Genomic DNA, 17051 nt, shown 5'->3' on the forward strand with positions numbered 1-17051 from the left:
CCGCCCCTCAGCTCCGCTTGCAGAAAATCGCCGTCACGAGCGGCGCCACGCGGTGCACGATCGCCGTGCTGCCGGCCCCGGCAATCGCGCTCTGCACCTTGGACTCGCCGCCAAACACCACTACGCCGTAAGCGGATTGGGCTACCGGTTCGCCATCTCCGACGCGAAACATCGGGTCGTCTTTCTCGTAGCCGACCACCGCGAACACGCGAAAACCGAATGCGGTCAGCTCGGCGCCCTGGGCCGGCGAGAATGCGTTGATCGAATTGCTCTCCACCCGCATCGGCGTCGGATCGATCATCTGCTGCTGAGCGAGGTCGGCGATGAACTGGTGGCCGGTCTCATTGCACGTCAACGGTGCATCGAGTGCGGCGGCATGGCTGGTGAGCGGTAGCGCCGCAGCAGACAGCGCAAGGAGTACAGAAGAGAAGAAGCGTTTCATAAGCGTGGATGGCGACCCGTATTCGATGTGGTGTGTTCGCAACGGGCGGCTATTGGTCGAGACCCGGAGGACGTTGCGCATCGAAAAAATCCGGCGTTACAGGCGCAACTGGACTCGCACTTTATCTCGATTCGGCAAATCTTGCTTTGCCGCTACCACGCTGTAGTAACGAATGGGTCTCCGGGAAACGTGCGGGGGAAAGCAAGCTTTCAAAATCCCGTATATATTTCCGGATTATGAATTCGCGACAGAAAACTCCTATGAGCGTTCCGCCGCCCAGAACATGGGACGCGCGGCTCGCTCGCCGGCTCGTGACCCCGCTCGTGAACACGTGGGTCACGCCGAATCACCTCACCACGCTACGCTTGCTGATCGGCGTCGCTGGCACGCTGTGCCTCGCTCATGGCGGCTTTGCATGGGCCAATGCGGGTGCTTTCCTGATCGTGCTGTCGAACTTCGTCGATCATACGGACGGCGAACTCGCGCGCATCGGCGGCAAGTCGAGCCGGATCGGTCATTTTTACGACCTCGCGTGTGACGCAGTCGTGACTGTCATGTTGTTCGTCGGCATGGGTGTCGGGGCAGCGCACTCCGGCGAGCTGGCAGTCGCGCCCGGTTTGCTGGGCGCTGTTGCCGGCGTCGCGGTCGCGTTGATTTTTTTCCTGCGCATGCGCATCGAGGAAATGGCGGGCAAAGCGGGCACCACGCAGGCATCGGTCGGCGGTTTCGAAACCGAAGACGTGCTGTATCTGCTGCCGATTGTCACACTGACAAGTGTCGCGACGCCATTTATCGTGGCAGCGGCGATCGGCACGCCGCTCTTTGCAATCTGGGTGGTTGTCGACTTCTGGCGCACCACGCGCCGGGCCGCGCGTCCGGCAGCGACTGCCACCAGCGCTTCTGACGCTTCTAAAACCAGTCAAGTGTGGGCCAGCGAATGAGTACGCACGCCGAAGAAGACGTGATCTCGCCAATTTCTTTAGAACGTTCACCAGGCTCGTCTCCGACCACCACCGCACCCAATGCCGACCGCGCGGTCGCAAGCCGCACGCGCACGTTCGACAATCCGCGTCTGCGCAAGGATTTCGCCGATCAGGATGCGTTCCTGTATCTGGAAGACTTCCTCGCGCCCGACGTCACCGCCCAGCTCGTCCAGAGCGCCCGCGGGCTTCTCGACGAGGTGAACCGCAACTATCTGCCCGGTCACAAGCAGGGCGGCAGCGTGAGCCGTCATACCATCGACCGCCTCGCGCCGGTCATCGCCGAGCTGTACCGTTCGAAAGAGTTGATCGGCTGGCTCGAGCAACTGAGCGGCGACAAGCTGCAGGTGTCGCCCGCGGACGATCCGCACGCATACGCGCTGTACTACTACACCCGCGCCGGCGACCACATCGGCTGGCACTACGACACTTCGTACTATGACGGCCGCCGCTACACGCTGCTGCTCGGCGTGATCGACGAATCGTCGTGCCGGCTCGACTACGAATTGCATACGCGCAATCCGGATGTGCCGGATCAGCCGGGTTCAGTGCGGATCCCGCCGGGCGGTCTGGTGTTCTTCGACGGCGACAAGCTGCGTCATCGGATCACACCGGCCGGCGCAAACGAAATGCGCGTGTCGCTGACTTTCGAATACGTCACCGACCCGAACATGCGGCCGTGGCGCCGTTTCATCTCGAACATGAAGGACGCGATCGCGTACTTCGGTTTCCGGCAGGTTTTCCGTCAGATGGCCAGGCGCGGCAAGGACCACGCATGACGCGCGTGGCCCTGATTCTGCTGTCGATCGGGACGGCGCTCTTTGTCGGCCTGCTTGCATGGCAGGGTTTCGGTTCCGTCGCCTCGACGCTGCTCGCGGCGGGCTGGGGCCTCGCGGTCGTCGCGGCGTTCCACCTCGTGCCGCTGGTGCTCGACGCCGGCGCTATCGCGGTGCTGTTCCAGCGCCATCGCGACGGCGTGCATCACGATCTGACGCTGCGCGACGCGCTGTTCGCGCGCTGGATCGGCGAGTCGGTCAATAGCCTGTTGCCGGCCGGCCAGATCGGCGGTCCGGTCGTAATGGTGCGGCAACTGTCGCAGCGCGTCATGCGCATGCGCGATGCGGCGGCCGCGATCACCGTCAGCACGACCGCGCAGGCGCTCGCGCAAATCGTTTTCGCACTGCTCGGGCTGCTGCTGTTCGGCGCCTACGCCGCGCACGACGCGCTGCACGATCTGCGAACCGCAACGCTGATCGCCACCGGCGTGCTGGCCGCGCTGATCGCAGGCTTCTACTACGCGCAGCGGCGCGGCTTGTTCGGCCGTTTGCTGGGCGTCGTCTCGAAGATGTTCGGCAAGCGCGACTGGTCAACGCTCATGACGCGCGCCGAAGCCGTCGACGCCGCCGTGCAGGCGATCTACCGCGAACGCCGCCGCGTCGCGGTCAGTTTCGCGCTGAGCCTGCTGGGCTGGATCGTCGGCACGGTCGAGGTGTGGCTCGCACTGCGCTTTCTCGGCCATCCGGTCGGCTGGGTCGATGCGCTGCTGCTGGAAAGCCTCGGGCAGGCGATCCGCGGCGCGGCGTTCATGATTCCCGGCTCGCTCGGCGTGCAGGAGGGCGGTTATCTGCTGCTTGCGCCGCTGGTCGGTTTGCCGCCGGATGCGGCGCTGGCGTTGTCGCTGGCCAAGCGCGCCCGTGAAATCCTGCTAGGCCTGCCGGGTCTGCTGGTTTTGCACTTCAACGAACGAAGCTGGCAACGGCGACGCGCCACGACGCGCGTGCCGGCTGTCGACTAATCCGTACTTTTTCAAAGGACCGCGCATGCGTGCCATCATCCTCGCAGCGGGCCTCGGCCTGCGTCTCCAGCAACCGCCGCAAGCACAGTTCCCGAAGTGTCTGTTGCAGTTCGACGGCATGAGCCTGCTCGAACGGCATCTGCAAATGCTTGAAACGGCCGGCGTGACGGATGTCGTGCTGGCGCTCGGTTTCCAGCCGGAGTCGGTGCAAGCGGAACTGCGGCGGATCAACTGGCCGCATCGGGTGGAAACCGTGTTGAATCCGCGTTTCGACCTGGGCAGCGTGCTGACGGTGCACACGGTAGCCGAGGCGTTGACGCGCGGCGGCGACGTGCTGCTGATGGACGCCGACGTGCTGTACGACGAGCGCATTCTCAGCGCACTGGTGGCGGGCGAGACGGTCAACCGTCTGTTGATCGACCGTGACTTCGAAGCCGGCGACGAACCCGTCAAGCTGTGCCTGAAAGACGGCGTGCCGGTCGAATTGCGCAAGCAGCTCGCGGTCAATCTCGAGTACGACACGATCGGCGAATCGGTGGGGTTCTTCCGCTTCCGCGAAGAAACTGCTCGGCGCTTTGCGCAGATCGTTGCGGGTTATGTCGATAGCGGCCGGGCCAACATGCCGCACGAAGAAGCGGTGCGCGACCTGCTGCTGGAACGCAGCCAGGTGTTCGATACGGCTGACGCGACCGGCGCGCCGTGGATCGAAATCGACTTCCCGAACGACGTCGCACGTGCGAGCACCGAGATTTTGCCGCAGCTGCAACCGCTGGTCAGCGCGTCGCGCTAAGGCTCGTTCCTGAATCATTGCCGCTGTAAGGCACGCATGTCATGCATCGTGATGCCGGCTGTATGCCGGCTTACGAGCGCGTCTGAAGTTCCTGCTTTTCGCTCCCTGAACAAGCCGCTCAACAACATCTGTTGTCGATGCGATGCGATAATCGCGGCTTTACGCCGACGGCTTAGCACGCCGTCGTCATGCCAATGCCTCTCGCTTTAGGCACTTTCATTGTTCCGTTGATCGTCGCGTGTGCGATGTTCATGGAAAACGTGGACGGCACGGTCATCGTGACGTCGCTGCCGGTTCTGGCGCGCGATCTCGGCCAGGATCCCATCACCCTCAAGCTCGCCGTGACGGCTTATGTCATCGGCCTCGGCGTCTTCATTCCAATCTGCGGCTGGGTCGCGGACCGCTTCGGTTCCCGCACCGTGTTTCGCACGGCTATCGGCATCTTCATGGCCGGTTCGCTGATGTGCGCGGCTTCCACGTCGCTCGGCACCTTCGTGGTTGCCCGCTTCGTGCAGGGCATCGGCGGCGCGATGATGGTGCCGGTCGGGCGCATCATCATTTTCCGCTCGGTGCCGAAGTCGGACTTCATTCGCGCGGTCAACTATCTGACGGTGCCCGCACTGCTCGGGCCGGTGGTCGGGCCGCCACTCGGCGGCTTCATCACGACGTATCTGCACTGGCGTCTGATCTTCTTCATCAACATTCCAATTGGCCTGCTCGGCATCTGGCTCGCGAACAGGCACATCGCGAACGTGCGCGAAGCGCATCCTGGGCGGCTCGACTGGACCGGCTTCGTGCTGTCCGCGAGCGGGGCGTCGCTGTTCATGCTGGGCTTGTCGCTGGTGGGCGGCGAGCTGGTGTCGAACGCGGTTTCGATTGGCATGTGCGTGCTTGGCCTGGTGCTGCTGCTGATTTACGCGTTGTATGCGAGCCGTGTCGAATTGCCGGTGCTCGATTTGCGGCTGCTGCGCATTCCAAGTTTTCACGCTAGCGTGGTCGGCGGTTCGCTGTTTCGTATCGGCCTCGGGGCGGTGCCGTTTCTGTTGCCGCTTGCATTGCAGGAAGGGCTGGGCATGACTGCGTTCAAGTCTGGGTCGATCACTTGCGCGTCCGCGTTCGGGTCGATCTTCATGAAGGCGGCCGCGTCGCGCATTCTTGGCCGCTTCGGTTTCCGCACGGTGCTGATGTTCAACGCGGGCTGTGCTGGGCTCGCCATTGCGGTTTACGGACTGTTCTTTCCCGGTACGCCGCATTGGCTGATCTGGTGTGTCGTGCTGTTCGGCGGCTTCTTTCCGTCGTTGCAGTTCACGTCGTTGAACACCCTGGCGTATGCGGATATTCCGAGCCGCGATGTCGGACGCGCGACGAGTGTCGCGAGCGTGATCCAGCAGATTTCGCTGGGGCTCGGCGTGACGATTGCAGGCCTTGTGCTGCAAATCTCGCACGACGTACAGGGTCATTCGACCATCGTCTTCTCCGACTTCTGGCCGGCGTTTCTCGTGGTCGGCCTGTTCTCGTTCATGTCGATTCCGGTGACTGCGCGTTTGCCGCATGGCGCCGGCGATGAAATCGCGCGCGGCAACCGGGGCCGCGCCTGAACATCCGGCGTGCGGCGTGAGTGCGCCGCACGCCACCGCTTATTAACGCCCTCCATGCTTCGTTGCGGCGTTGACAAAGACCTCAAACCGCTTCCTTCACCGCCCGCAAGAACTGCTGCGTGCGTTCATGCTGAGGCGACGCGAAGAACTGCTGCGGTGGTCCTTGCTCGATGATCTTGCCTTGCGAGAAAAAGCACACCCGATCCGCGAATTCGCGCGCGAAGCCCATCTGGTGCGTGACCATCAGCATCGTAAGATTGTGCTCGCTGCCCAGGCGCCGGATCACGTTCAGCACTTCGCCGCACAGCTCGGGATCGAGCGCCGAGGTCACTTCGTCGAACAGCATCACTTTCGGCCGCATCGCCAATGCGCGTGCAATTGCCACGCGCTGCTGCTGGCCACCGGATAGCTGCGAAGGATAGTGATTGCATTTGTCCTCGAGACCGACCAGCGACAGCAGATCGCGGGCGCGATCGGTCGCCTCCTTGCGCGTGAGGCCCAGCACGCGAATCGGCGCTTCGATCGTGTTGGCGAGCGCGGTCATGTGCGGGAACAGATTGAAGCTCTGAAACACCATGCCGATCTTGCTGCGTACGCGTCGCAGATGCTTCACCGAGGCGGGCACCAGCACGCCGTTCCTGTGCATGTGCGTGAGCGGCTCGCCATCGACCTCGATCATGCCGTCGGTCAGCGGGTCGAGTGTCATCAGCACGCGCAATAGCGTCGACTTGCCCGAACCGCTCGGGCCGATGATCGCCACTTTCTCGTTGCGGGCGATTTCCAGATCGAGTTCGTCGAGTACCGTCAGCGCGCCGTAGCGCTTTGTCACGCCGGCAAAGCGCACCATCGGCGCCTCGCCTGGCGTGCCGGCCTGCGGCCCAGGTACGGCGGCGGGATCGTCTCGTTTCATCTGTTTCTCCACGGATAAGTCCGGATGCAGCGGGGTACGGACGTCGAGGTCGGTCTTCACGGTCATGGCAACCTCAATCCGATTTCGAGCCGCCGCACGAGTTGCGCGAACGTGATGCTGATCAGCAGGAAGAAGAGACCCGCCAGCGTGATCGGTTCAAGGTAGCGAAAGGTTTCCGAACCGATGTTCTTCGCCTGCTGCATCAGCTCGACGACGGTAATCGCCGACAGCACCGGTGTGTCCTTGAACATCGCTACCAGATAATTGCCGAGCGCTGGAATCACCGGGCGAATCGCCTGCGGCAGGATCACACCGCTATAGGTGCGCCACGGCGACAGCGACAGTGCGCAAGCCGCTTCCCACTGGCCGCGCGCCACGCCGTTCAGACCGGCGCGATAAACCTCGGACGTGTAGCACGCGTAATGCAGCGCGATACCGACCGTGCCGGCCGTCAAAGCCGACATCGTGATGCCGTACACCGGCAGCACATAGAACAGCACGTACACCTGAATCAGCAGCGGCGTGCTGCGAATGAATTCGACGATGAAGCCGACGATCCGCGCAAGCGGTTTGATCGGACTGCGCCGCAGCACGGCCAGCACGAGTCCGAGCACCAGCGCGATCGCAAAACCGATCAATGTGATGAGGATCGTGTACATCGACGCCCGCAGCAGGTCAGGCAAGATGCGCGCCGCGTAGTGCAGATCGAAGAAGCTGTTCATCGGACGGCCCTCTGGATGATGCCGTGACTCACGCGGCGCTCGAAATGCCTCATCACGGCGACGAGGATCTGCGCGAGCACGAAGTAGATGACCAGCGTAAGCACGAAAATCTGCGCGGTCTTGAAGGTTGCCTCATCGAGTTGCCGGGCGCGAAACGTCAGATCCGACAGTGTGATCAGCGACACCAGCGAAGTGCCCTTGAGCAGTTCGATCATCAGATTGGTGGCGGGCGGCAACGCATTGATCATCGCTTGCGGCAGGATGATGCGGCGCATGCGCGTGAGTGGCGACATGTTGAGCGCCAGTGCCGCTTCGAACTGGCCGCCCGGCACCGAACGCAACGCGCCGCGCAGGATTTCCGAGCCGTATGCGCCATAGTGCAGGCCGAGCCCGACGATCGCGACGGCAAACGGCGTCATCTCGATCCGGAACGGCGGCAGCGGCAGCACGAAGAAAAACCAGAACAGTTGCACGAGCAACGACGTGCCGCGAAAGATCTCGACGTACGCATTGCCGAGCCAGCGCAGCGGCGCCCACGGTGCGAGCTTGGCGGCGGTCGCGACAAATGCCATGACGATGGCGAGCACGGTGCCGCAGGCGGCGATCTCGATCGTGACGAGCGTACCCTGGAGCAGCAGGGGAAACAGTTCACGCATGGCGGTTCCTCGCTTGCATGACGGCGTGTGCGGTTGCGCGCGCCCGGAGCATCATGACCGGCGCGTGCCGGTCTTCGCTACTACTTGCGGATTACTTCGGTTACCTGCCGCAGATGTCCGCGGCGGTGCGCGTCGTCAGATTCGATTTGTCGAAGCCGAACGGTGCGACTGTTTGCAGATGGTCGGGCGTACCGAGCCACGCGTGCAACTGCTTGTCGACCGCATCGCGCAGATCGGCGTCTTCCGGACGGAACGCGAGCGCGCCGTAGCCGGTGTGCTTCGGATCGTCGGTGAACTTCGCGACGGCTTCGACCTGGTCGGCATCTTTGGCGGCCAGTCCTTTCATCGTCAGCGCCGTGCCGGCGGCCGCATCGGCGCGACGTGCGCGCACGGCTTGCAGTTGCGCAGTCGTATCGGGCACCTGCAACAGCTGAGCATCTTTCACGCCCGCATCGCGCGAATTGGCGAGTTCCACAGCGCCGGCCATCACGGCGAGCTTCGCGTCAGCCTGTTTGCCGATATCGCCGTAGCTGTGCAGATTCTTCGGATTGCCCTTGAGCACCAGCAGCGTGTCCTGGATCTGGTATTGCGGATCGGCGAACGCGACCTGTTTGCAACGTTCCGGCGTGATGTACATGCCGGCCGCGATCACGTCGAAGCGGCCCGCGCGCAGGCCCGGAATCAGCGAGCCCCATTCGGTCAGCACACCGTCTACTTTCTTCACACCCATTCTGGCGAAAATCTTGCGGGCGATCTCCGGCGATTCGCCGGTCACCTTGCCGTCAGGCGTTGTATAGGCAAACGGCGCTTCGTTCGCATAGCCGATGCGCACTTCGCCGGTGCGCTGGATGCGCTGCAACGTAGTTTCCGCCGACGCATATTGCGTGTGCATCGCCAGACTCGCTGCGGCGACGCAGAGGGCTCCCAGCAGTCCTGAAGTGCGCTTCGCTTTCATATCGATCCCGTTCTGTGGCGTGGTGAATGCCGCGGTGCATCATGCTCCGCAGCAGGGCGAAGGGCTGGCGCTGCCTGCAATTTGCTTGCGTGGCATCGCACCCATGAACGCAGCATACAAAGCCATTTTTTTGTTGCGATTGCTCTAGGACAATAATTTTCCCGCACCGTTTGGTCGCACTATTGAGTGCGAAAACAATGGAGAGCAGCGGTGATCGAGCAGTGGCGGGAGGCCGTGCGCCCGGTGCACGGCGTGGAGTCGAAATATAAACGGCTGGTCAAGGCGATTGCGGGCGACATCGAAAGCGCGTCGTTGCCGGCGGGCGCGCGCCTGCCGCCGCAGCGCGACGTGGCCGCGGAACTGGCGATCAGCGTGCAGACGGTGACCAATGCCTATAAGGAACTGGAGCGGCAAGGGCTGATCCGCTGCGAAGTGGGGCGCGGCAGCTTCGTGGCGGCGCGCGTCACCGAAACCATGTCGAGCTATATGCTCGACACGGCCGAGCGTTCGGTGGTCGACTTTTCGATCGCGCGCATTATCCATACACCGGAGCATGACGCGATGTGGCGCAAGGTATGCGCGACGCTATCCACGTTAGACGACCAGCCGTGGATTCGTGCGTTCCGGCCGATAGCGGGCTTCGAACACCATCGGCAGGCAGGGATCGCGTGGCTTGCGTCGTTGGGCATGCCGGCTTCGCCGGATACGCTACTGGTGACGAACGGTGCCGCGCACGGCATCTTTCTGGCGCTGGCGTCGCTGGTGGGGCCGGGCGATACGGTGCTGTGCGAAAGCCTCACCGACCATGGCGTGATCGGTTCGGCGAATGTGCTGGGCTTCACGCTAAAGGGGCTGGAGATCGACGAGTACGGCATTCACCCCGAACACTTTGAAGAGATGTGCGATAGCGAGCGCATTACCGCCCTTGTCTGTACGCCCACACTGAACAATCCCACCGTTGCGATGATGCCCGACTCGCGGCGCCGCGCGATTGCGCGAATCGCCGAGCGTTACGGCGTTTACTTGATCGAGGACGATGTCTATGGTCCCTTGCCCGCCAAAGCCGCCACGCCGATTTCGAGCCTGATTCCCGAGTTGTCGTTCTACTGCACGAGCATGACGAAGTCGGTGCTGACCGGTTTGCGCATCGGCTATCTGACCACGCCGCGGCGGCTCGCATTGCGCGCCGAAAGCGTACTGCGCGTGAGCAGCTGGATGGCGACTTCGCCAATGGCCGAAGTGGCGGCGCGCTGGATCTTCGACGGCACCGCCGAACGGCTCGTGCAGATACAGCGCGCACGTCTGGAGCGGCGTCAGGCGCTGTTGAAGCAAACGCTGGGCGACTACGTGCTCGGCGCTCATCCGCAGGCGCTGTCCGCGTGGTTGCGTGTGCCCGATCACTGGCAAGCGGACCGGCTGGTCAGAGAGCTGCGCAACCGCGACATCGCCGTGACCTCGCCGGATCCTTTCCTCGTGCGCGGCGCGGACCGGCCGAATGCGGTGCGCGTATGCGTGGGCGCCGAGGTCGGCGAAGAGACCTATAAAGCCGCGCTGGAAACGATGTGTGACGTGTTCGAGCAGTACCCGCAAGTGCACGATTTCACGTGAGTTCATACGGTGTGCGCGAAATGAACTAGGACAATAGAAATCGTTTTTTAGAACATTAGACTGGGCTGCATTGAAAACGATGCGGCCGCAACCAGCGTAACAGCGCAGGCGCGACAGCATCGGAATTGAACCCTTTCGTGCAAGGCCGAGTTCATGTCCGTTTTGTCGCTAGCCGATGTCTACCGCGCGCGTCGCCGTATCGAGGGGCGCGTTTGTCATACGCCGCTCGTCGAATCGCAGACGTTGTCGGCGATCGCGGGCACCCCCGTCTTTCTCAAGCTCGAAACCGTGCAGCCGACCGGCAGCTTCAAGCTGCGCGGCGCCACCAACGCACTCGCTCTTCTCGCCGAACAGGGCTGCCGCCGGGTCGTGACCGCATCGACCGGGAATCACGGCCGTGCTGTCGCACACGCGGCCCGCGCACTGGGTATCGACGCGACGGTCTGCATGTCCGCGCTCGTGCCGGGCAACAAGGTCGATGCGGTGCGAGCACTCGGCGCACAAGTGCGCATTGTCGGCAAAAGCCAGGACGATGCGGAACATGAAGCGTTAAGGCTCGTTCGCGACGAAGGCTTCGCGCATGTACCGCCGTTCGACGACCTGCAGGTGATCGCCGGGCAAGCGACGATCGGACTCGAAATCGTCGAAGCGTTGCCGGATGTCGCGAACATCGTCGTGCCGCTGTCCGGCGGCGGCCTGTTTGCGGGCGTTGCATTCGCGGCCAGCAGCGCGAATCCGGCGATCGGCATGACCGGCGTGACGATGGCGCGCGGCGCCGCGATGCATGCAAGTCTCGCGGCCGGCCGGCCCGTACTCGTCGATGAAGTCGAAACGCTTGCAGATTCGCTCGGCGGCGGCATCGGACTCGAAAACCGCTATACGTATGCACTCACGCGCGATCTGATCGACGAAATCGTGCTGCTCGACGAAGCGTCGATTGCGCGCGGCATCGTGCATGCGTACCGGCACGAACGGCTAGTGGTCGAAGGCGCGGCGGCGGTTGGAATCGCTGCGCTACTCGACGGCATGTTGCCCACGGAGCGTCTTGCACGTGGGCCGCTGGTGCTCGTCGTGACGGGCGTCAACATCGATATGGATCAGCATCGCCGCATCGTCGGCACGTCGCCGATGCAGCCCGACTCGCATAACTCCCTATGACTTCGATCTCGCTCCTTGGCGAAGCGCAGCTTCGCGAACTCGTGCCGCTTGATCTGGCGGCGATAGACCAGGTAGAAGCAGCCTTTCTCGCACTCGCAACCGAAGCTGTCGCGATGCCGCCGGTCCTGCGCCTCGATCTGCCCGAGCAGCACGGCGAGGTCGACGTAAAGACCGCGTATCTGCCGCGCTTCGACAGCTTTGCAATCAAGGTGAGCCCCGGTTTTTTTAACAATCCGTCACTCGGTTTGCCGAGTCTTAACGGGCTGATGCTGGTGCTGTCGGCGAAGACGGGCATGACCGAAGCCGTGCTGCTCGATAACGGTTATCTGACGACGGTGCGCACGGCGGCCGCCGGCGCCGTCGCAGCGCGCTGGCTCGCGAAGCAGCACACGCCACACGTGGCGGTGATCGGCGCGGGCGAACAGGCGCGTTTGCAATTGCAGGCATTGATGCTGGTGCGCCGTGTCGAACATGTCTCCGCCTGGGCACGCAATCCGTCCAGCGCACAGCGTTTCGCTGAAGAGACGGCCGCTCCGCTCGGCGTGCAATGCGACATCGCGCGCGACGTTCATCACGCGCTCGCCGAAGCGGATCTCGCGATCACGACCACGCCAAGCCGTACGCCGCTGATCGAAGCCGCTGACCTGCATCCGGGTTTGCACATCACGGCGATGGGCTCGGACGCCGAGCACAAGAACGAGATCGCGCCGGCCGCGTTGGTCGCGGCGCGCTACGTGTGCGACCGCGCTCAGCAAACGCGCGTGCTCGGCGAGCTGCACCACGCGCTCGCTGCCGGCGTGATCCGTGCCGACGCCGTCATTACCGAACTGGGCCAGGTGATCGCACAACAGGCCGTGGGCCGCGTCAATGAAACAGACGTGACGATCTGCGACCTGACCGGCACCGGCGCGCAGGACACCGCAATCGCAGCGCTCGCGCTAACGCGTGCGCGCGCCGCTGGTGCTGGAACGATTTTCCGCAACGATGTGAAGCGCTGAGAGGGAACGATGTCTGAGACAACACAACTGGAACGGAATGCGAGCGTGGCTGCTCAAGCGCCGGTCGTGCGTTTGCCGTTCGAACGTGCTGAGTATGCCGCACGTATCGGTAAAACGCGCCACGCGATGCAGGCAGCTGGGATCGATCTGCTGATCGTGTCCGATCCGACCAACATGGCGTGGCTGACCGGTTACGACGGCTGGTCGTTCTACGTGCATCAATGCGTGCTGCTGGCGCTCGACGGCGAACCGGTATGGTTCGGCCGAGGCCAGGACGCAAACGGTGCGAAGCGTACCGTGTTCATGCAGCACGAGCAGATCGTCGGTTATCCGGATCATTATGTGCAGTCCACCGAGCGGCATCCGATGGATTACCTCGCACGCGAAGTGATCGAGGCGCGCGGCTGGCAAAACTGCCGCACCGGCGTCGAAATGGATAACTACTATTTCAGCGCGGCTGCCTTCGCATCGCTCATGCGTAATTTGCCGAAAACGCAGTGGCGCGATGCAACCGCGCTGGTCAACTGGCAGCGCGCGGTGAAATCGCCACGCGAGATCGAATATATGCGCATTGCCGCGCGTATCGTCGAGAAGATGCATGCGCATATCGTCGAGCGGATCGAACCCGGCATGCGCAAGAGCGACCTCGTGGCCGAGATCTACTCGGCGGGAATTACCGGCGTCGACGGTTACGGCGGCGACTATCCGGCGATCGTGCCTTTGTTGCCGACCGGCGCCGATGCCGCCGCCCCGCATCTGACCTGGGACGACACGCCGTTCGCCAGGGATGCCGGCACGTTCTTCGAAATCGCCGGCTGCTTCAAGCGTTACCACTGTCCGCAATCGCGCACCGTGTACCTTGGAAAACCGCCGAAGCATTTTATCGACGGCGAGCGCGCGGTCGTTGAAGGTATCGAAGCGGGTCTTGGCGCCGCCAAACCGGGCAACACCTGCGAAGACATCGCGAACGCCTTCTTCGCGATGTTGCACAAATACGGCATCGAAAAGAACAGCCGCTGCGGTTATCCGATCGGTGCGAGCTATCCGCCGGACTGGGGCGAACGAACGGCGAGTCTGCGCCCAGGGGACAAGACGGTCCTCGAACCCGGCATGACGTTTCACTTCATGCCGGGGCTGTGGCTCGACGACTGGGGACTCGAAATCACCGAAAGCATTCTGATTACCGAGTCGGGCGTCGAGACGTTCTGCAACACGCCGCGCAAGCTGTTCGTGAAGGAGTAGCGCATATGCGGGCTTCCCCGATTCAACCGACGGTCGATTTCGCTGCCGGCGGCGAACAGCACGGTTTTCTGAAGCTGCCGCATTCGCACGACGCCTCGGCGTGGGGCGCGGAGATGATTCCGGTCACCGTGATCCGCAACGGTGAAGGGCCGACCGCGCTGCTCACCGGCGGCAATCACGGTGACGAATACGAAGGGCCGATCGCCTTGTCGAAGCTGGCCGCGACGCTGAAAGCGGCGGACGTGAAAGGACGCGTGATTATCGTGCCGTTCATGAACTACCCGGCGTTCCGTGCGGGCAGCCGCACGTCGCCGATCGACCGCGGCAATCTGAATCGCAGTTTTCCCGGTAAGCCGGACGGCACGATCACCGAGAAGATCGCGGATTATTTTCAGCGCTATCTGCTGCCGCTCGCCGATTACGTACTCGATCTGCATGCGGGCGGCCGTACGCTCGACTTCGTGCCGTTTGCGGCGATTCACCTGCTACCGGACGCGCGCCAGCAGGCGCAGTGCGAAGCGGCGATGCGCGCATTCGGCGCGCCGTATTCGATGCGGATGCTCGAACTCGACAGTTTCGGCCTGTTCGATACGGCGGTTGAAGAAGCGGGCAAGGTGTTTGTGTCGACCGAACTGGGCGGCGGAGGTACCGCTTCGGTGCAAAGCGTCGCGGTGGCGACGCGTGGCGTGCGTGGTTTTCTTCAGCACGCAGACATTCTCTTGCAACACGAGGCGGAGAAAGAAGCACGGCGCACCACGACGCTGCTCGACATGCCTGACGGCAGTTGCTTTACGACGAGCGAGCACGACGGTCTGCTGGAACTGTGCAAGGACCTCGGCGAGATGGTCGAAAGCGGAGAAGTCATCGCGCGGATTTACGATGCGTCGCGCACAGGCGTCGCGCCGGTCGAATATCGTGCGCGCCGCAGCGGTTTGCTCGCGGCACGGCATTTCCCCGGCCTCGTGCGGATCGGCGACACGGTCGCGGTGGTAGCCGATGTTGTCGAGCGCGGCATACCGGTGACGGTCTGATCGCGCGATGAAACTCGACCGCTATGATCTCGCGATTCTGCGTATTCTCGCGCGCGACGGACGCATGACGAAGTCGCGTCTCGCCGAAGAGATCAATCTGTCGATTTCGCCGGCGTGGGAGCGCGTCAAGCGTCTGGAAGAAAGCGGCGTGATTCGCGGCTATCGCGCCGACATCGACTGGGTGCGCGCTTTCAAAGGCAACCGTGTGGTGGTTGAAGTAACGCTCGCGCGGCATACCGCGCAGGACATGCGGCGCTTCGAGGAACGGATCGTTGCGGCGCCGGAGGTCGTGCAATGCCATGCGACGGGTGGCGGAGTCGACTATGTGATGCACGTGATGTCGCGCGACATCGATCACTACCAGCGGTTTATCGATTCGCTGCTGATCGATGAACCAGGCATCGAAAAGTACTTCACCTACATCGTCACGAAGGTGGTGAAGAGCATGCCGGAGGGTTTGCCCGACTGGGCGGATGAAGCTGTCAGCGACGGCAGCTAGATGCTTATCGCGACGTCGCCAAAAAAATCGCGAAATGGCACGGCGAATTTCAGAAAAAACGCTCACATGAAGACGCCCGAACCAAAAAAAACGCATCGCCGCTGAACGTACAGTGACAGACATACATTGCAGACAGGAGGTCGTCATGTTGCTGGGTCATCCGGTTCTATTCAAATCGCTGTGCTACGTCGACGGGCGCTGGGTGCACAGCGCGAGTGCAGCAAGCGTCGCCGTGCAGAATCCCGCCGATCAGCAGGTGCTCGGCCACGTGCCGATGCTCGATGCGTCGCAGATCACGGAAGCGGTCGACGCCGCGCATCGTGCGTTCTCGACATGGCGCTGGCTGCCGGTTGCCAGGCGCTCAGCATTGCTGCTGTGCTGGCATGAACTGATCTTGCGTCATCAGCATGATCTGGCCGCGATTCTGTCACTCGAACAGGGCAAGCCGCTCGCGGAAGCTCGCGGCGAAATCGCGTATGGCGCGAGTTTCGTCGAATGGTTTGCGCATGAGGTGCGGCGTCTGAACGGGCGCACGATTCCCACGCATATCGACGGTGCGCAGTTGGGCACCGTGATCGAGCCGGTCGGCGTCGCGGCGCTGATTACGCCATGGAATTTCCCCTGCGCGATGATCACGCGCAAGGCGGCCGCCGCGCTTGCCGCCGGTTGCACCGTTGTAGTCAAGCCGGCGCACGAAACGCCTTTCTCGGCACTCGCGCTCGCACAACTCGCCGAAGAAGCGGGCTTTCCGGCGGGCGTGTTCAACGTCGTGCTCGGCGAGCCACAAATGGCGATGGAAACCTTGGTGCGCGATACGCGGGTACGCTCGGTGAGCTTCACCGGTTCGACGCGCGTCGGCGCATTGGTGATGCAGACTGCGGCCCGGGCCGGCATCAAGAAAACAGCGCTGGAACTGGGCGGCAACGCGCCGTTCATCGTGACCGAAGACGCTGATCTCGACCAGGCCGTATGCGTGGCAATCGCCGCGAAGTTTCAGACCTCCGGTCAAGACTGTTGCGCGGCGAATCGCATTTTCGTCGCGCGGCCTTTGTACGAAGCGTTCGTCACGCAATATAGCGATGCGGTTAGAGCTCTGAAAGTCGGCTCCGCGTTCGAAGCGGACGTGGATGTCGGTCCGTTGATACACCAAGCCGCGTTAGATACGACGGCAGAGCGTGTAGCAGAGGCAAAGGCGAAGGGCGCGCGCATTACCGTCGGTGGCGCGGCGCATGAGCGCGGCGGTTGGTTCTTCGAGCCGACCGTGGTCGCCGACGCCACTCCCGGTATGCGCATCTACGACGAAGAAAATTTCGCGCCGATCTCAGCCGTATCGCCGTTCGACTCGCTCGATGAAGCGATAGAACGCGCCAACGACACCGAGTACGGACTCGCCGCCTACCTTTGTGCAAAGGACCTCAACACCGTGTTTCAGGTGATCCGCCGCCTCGACTTCGCCATGGTGTCCGTCAACGGCGCGAAATTCACCGGCGCGCCGATTCCGTTCGGCGGCATCAAGGCATCCGGCCTCGGTCGCGAAGGCGGCGCCGAAGGCTTCGAGCCGTTCGTCGAAATCCGCTATTTCTGCCTCGGTCAACTTGGCTTGCCGGTGACCGACAGCGTTTCCGCGCACCGCGCGTTTGCCACAACGGCGGCCGCGACGGCCTGAG

The 17051-nt window shown here is 62.9% G+C and carries 17 protein-coding genes; 12 read left to right on the top strand and 5 right to left on the bottom strand.

From position 1 onward, the window contains the following. Positions 1-7: 7 nt before the first annotated feature. Positions 8-442 carry a hypothetical protein gene (locus AC3WOG_RS23625; RefSeq protein ID WP_492582424.1) on the bottom strand — a complete coding sequence of 145 codons (435 nt, stop codon included), beginning with the start codon at positions 440-442 and terminating at the stop codon, positions 8-10. 236 nt (positions 443-678) lie between these two features. Here AC3WOG_RS23625 and AC3WOG_RS23630 point away from each other — a divergent pair, with 236 nt between their 5' ends. The 5 genes from AC3WOG_RS23630 (at position 679) to AC3WOG_RS23650 (ending at position 5605) form a co-directional block, all read left to right on the top strand. Beyond that, on the top strand, positions 679-1383 hold the full coding sequence (locus tag AC3WOG_RS23630) for a CDP-alcohol phosphatidyltransferase family protein (RefSeq protein WP_492580345.1): 705 nt from the start codon (positions 679-681) through the stop codon (positions 1381-1383). Continuing rightward, positions 1380-2201 carry a HalD/BesD family halogenase gene (locus AC3WOG_RS23635; RefSeq protein ID WP_492580346.1) on the top strand — a complete coding sequence of 274 codons (822 nt, stop codon included), beginning with the start codon at positions 1380-1382 and terminating at the stop codon, positions 2199-2201. The genes AC3WOG_RS23630 and AC3WOG_RS23635 overlap by 4 nt, the downstream gene beginning before the upstream one ends. Continuing rightward, positions 2198-3217: a flippase-like domain-containing protein gene (locus AC3WOG_RS23640; RefSeq protein WP_492580347.1), complete on the top strand. Its 1020-nt coding sequence runs from the start codon at positions 2198-2200 to the stop codon at positions 3215-3217. Before AC3WOG_RS23635 ends, AC3WOG_RS23640 begins: the two co-directional genes overlap by 4 nt. 25 nt (positions 3218-3242) lie before the next feature. After that, on the top strand, positions 3243-4007 hold the full coding sequence (locus AC3WOG_RS23645; RefSeq protein ID WP_492580348.1) for a phosphocholine cytidylyltransferase family protein: 765 nt from the start codon (positions 3243-3245) through the stop codon (positions 4005-4007). A gap of 194 nt (positions 4008-4201) precedes the next feature. Beyond that, on the top strand, positions 4202-5605 hold the full coding sequence (locus tag AC3WOG_RS23650) for an MFS transporter (RefSeq protein WP_492580349.1): 1404 nt from the start codon (positions 4202-4204) through the stop codon (positions 5603-5605). A gap of 82 nt (positions 5606-5687) precedes the next feature. On the opposite strand, the gene ehuA is transcribed toward AC3WOG_RS23650, so the two are convergent. The 4 genes from ehuA to ehuB form a co-directional block, all read right to left on the bottom strand. Beyond that, the gene (gene ehuA, locus AC3WOG_RS23655; RefSeq protein ID WP_492580350.1) at positions 5688-6515 is read right to left on the bottom strand and encodes an ectoine/hydroxyectoine ABC transporter ATP-binding protein EhuA; all 828 of its coding nucleotides are present in this window, start codon (positions 6513-6515) and stop codon (positions 5688-5690) included. Between the two features lie 62 nt (positions 6516-6577). Then, on the bottom strand, positions 6578-7237 hold the full coding sequence (gene ehuD, locus AC3WOG_RS23660) for an ectoine/hydroxyectoine ABC transporter permease subunit EhuD (protein WP_492580351.1): 660 nt from the start codon (positions 7235-7237) through the stop codon (positions 6578-6580). Next, on the bottom strand, positions 7234-7893 hold the full coding sequence (ehuC, locus tag AC3WOG_RS23665; protein ID WP_492580352.1) for an ectoine/hydroxyectoine ABC transporter permease subunit EhuC: 660 nt from the start codon (positions 7891-7893) through the stop codon (positions 7234-7236). Before ehuC ends, ehuD begins: the two co-directional genes overlap by 4 nt. Before the next feature lie 100 nt (positions 7894-7993). After that, a complete protein-coding gene (gene ehuB / locus AC3WOG_RS23670; protein WP_492580353.1) occupies positions 7994-8848 on the bottom strand; it encodes an ectoine/hydroxyectoine ABC transporter substrate-binding protein EhuB in 855 nt (284 codons plus the stop codon). Between the two features lie 210 nt (positions 8849-9058). Here ehuB and ehuR point away from each other — a divergent pair, with 210 nt between their 5' ends. The 7 genes from ehuR to AC3WOG_RS23705 all read left to right on the top strand — a co-directional run bounded on the left by ehuR (position 9059) and on the right by AC3WOG_RS23705 (position 17050). Further along, positions 9059-10456, top strand: a complete 1398-nt coding sequence (ehuR, locus tag AC3WOG_RS23675) for a MocR-like ectoine utilization transcription factor EhuR (protein WP_492580354.1) — start codon at positions 9059-9061, stop codon at positions 10454-10456. 153 nt (positions 10457-10609) lie between these two features. Further along, entirely contained in the window at positions 10610-11614 is a 1005-nt protein-coding gene (eutB, locus tag AC3WOG_RS23680; RefSeq protein WP_492580355.1) for a hydroxyectoine utilization dehydratase EutB, read from the top strand. Further along, a complete protein-coding gene (locus AC3WOG_RS23685) occupies positions 11611-12612 on the top strand; it encodes a cyclodeaminase (protein WP_492580356.1) in 1002 nt (333 codons plus the stop codon). The genes eutB and AC3WOG_RS23685 overlap by 4 nt, the downstream gene beginning before the upstream one ends. A 9-nt stretch (positions 12613-12621) precedes the next feature. After that, positions 12622-13854, top strand: a complete 1233-nt coding sequence (doeA, locus tag AC3WOG_RS23690; RefSeq protein WP_492580357.1) for an ectoine hydrolase DoeA — start codon at positions 12622-12624, stop codon at positions 13852-13854. A 5-nt stretch (positions 13855-13859) separates the two neighbouring features. Then, positions 13860-14885, top strand: coding sequence for a N(2)-acetyl-L-2,4-diaminobutanoate deacetylase DoeB (gene doeB / locus AC3WOG_RS23695; RefSeq protein ID WP_492580358.1), 1026 nt, complete (start codon positions 13860-13862; stop codon positions 14883-14885). 7 nt (positions 14886-14892) lie between these two features. After that, complete coding sequence (locus AC3WOG_RS23700) at positions 14893-15384, top strand: Lrp/AsnC family transcriptional regulator (RefSeq protein WP_492580359.1); 492 nt, start codon at positions 14893-14895, stop codon at positions 15382-15384. A 145-nt stretch (positions 15385-15529) separates the two neighbouring features. Next, on the top strand, positions 15530-17050 hold the full coding sequence (locus tag AC3WOG_RS23705) for an NAD-dependent succinate-semialdehyde dehydrogenase (protein ID WP_492580360.1): 1521 nt from the start codon (positions 15530-15532) through the stop codon (positions 17048-17050). The last annotated feature ends 1 nt before the right edge of the window (position 17051 follow it).

Source organism: Paraburkholderia sp. FW306-02-B, from assembly GCF_058782725.1.

Coding starts and splice junctions, on each gene's coding strand:
- ehuD (WP_492580351.1), bottom strand. CDS start 7,237: ATGAACAGCTTCTTCGATCTGCACTACGCGGCGCGCATCTTGCCTGAC.
- AC3WOG_RS23700 (WP_492580359.1), top strand. CDS start 14,893: ATGAAACTCGACCGCTATGATCTCGCGATTCTGCGTATTCTCGCGCGC.
- AC3WOG_RS23625 (WP_492582424.1), bottom strand. CDS start 442: ATGAAACGCTTCTTCTCTTCTGTACTCCTTGCGCTGTCTGCTGCGGCG.
- AC3WOG_RS23645 (WP_492580348.1), top strand. CDS start 3,243: ATGCGTGCCATCATCCTCGCAGCGGGCCTCGGCCTGCGTCTCCAGCAA.
- ehuB (WP_492580353.1), bottom strand. CDS start 8,848: ATGAAAGCGAAGCGCACTTCAGGACTGCTGGGAGCCCTCTGCGTCGCC.
- doeA (WP_492580357.1), top strand. CDS start 12,622: ATGTCTGAGACAACACAACTGGAACGGAATGCGAGCGTGGCTGCTCAA.
- AC3WOG_RS23640 (WP_492580347.1), top strand. CDS start 2,198: ATGACGCGCGTGGCCCTGATTCTGCTGTCGATCGGGACGGCGCTCTTT.
- AC3WOG_RS23685 (WP_492580356.1), top strand. CDS start 11,611: ATGACTTCGATCTCGCTCCTTGGCGAAGCGCAGCTTCGCGAACTCGTG.
- ehuA (WP_492580350.1), bottom strand. CDS start 6,515: ATGAAACGAGACGATCCCGCCGCCGTACCTGGGCCGCAGGCCGGCACG.
- AC3WOG_RS23705 (WP_492580360.1), top strand. CDS start 15,530: ATGTTGCTGGGTCATCCGGTTCTATTCAAATCGCTGTGCTACGTCGAC.
- AC3WOG_RS23650 (WP_492580349.1), top strand. CDS start 4,202: ATGCCTCTCGCTTTAGGCACTTTCATTGTTCCGTTGATCGTCGCGTGT.
- ehuC (WP_492580352.1), bottom strand. CDS start 7,893: ATGCGTGAACTGTTTCCCCTGCTGCTCCAGGGTACGCTCGTCACGATC.
- eutB (WP_492580355.1), top strand. CDS start 10,610: ATGTCCGTTTTGTCGCTAGCCGATGTCTACCGCGCGCGTCGCCGTATC.
- AC3WOG_RS23630 (WP_492580345.1), top strand. CDS start 679: ATGAATTCGCGACAGAAAACTCCTATGAGCGTTCCGCCGCCCAGAACA.
- AC3WOG_RS23635 (WP_492580346.1), top strand. CDS start 1,380: ATGAGTACGCACGCCGAAGAAGACGTGATCTCGCCAATTTCTTTAGAA.
- doeB (WP_492580358.1), top strand. CDS start 13,860: ATGCGGGCTTCCCCGATTCAACCGACGGTCGATTTCGCTGCCGGCGGC.